The organism is Photobacterium sp. DNB22_13_2, assembly GCF_052873915.1.
Genome location: NZ_JBNNXU010000171.1, coordinates 1 through 261, shown reverse-complemented (window position 1 = coordinate 261; position 261 = coordinate 1). Strand labels below are relative to the sequence as shown.

The window sequence follows — 261 nt, the reverse complement described above, 5'->3', positions numbered from 1 at the left end:
GCTGGTGGCCATCCTGGGCGGCGGCATGATCGACCGCGTCAACCTGCTCGCCATCGCATTCGTCGTGGCGCGTGTGCTGTACACGGTCTGTTACCTGGCCGACTGGGCAGTGCTGCGTTCGCTGATGTGGGTTACGGGCGTTGGCCTGTGCGTTGCGCTGTTTGTGCAACCGGCCTTCGCGCACTGACGCGGCTCACTTGCACGCAATAAAAAACGGCGCCCCAGTGGCGCCGTTTTGCTTACGGCTGCGATGAGCCCGGA

At 64.0% G+C, this 261-nt stretch carries 1 protein-coding gene; it reads left to right on the top strand.

The annotated features are described in order from the left end of the window. A partial coding sequence (locus ACVA58_RS28245) for an MAPEG family protein (RefSeq protein WP_446513548.1) occupies positions 1-187 on the top strand: 187 nt, incomplete at its 5' end. Positions 188-261: the final 74 nt, after the last annotated feature.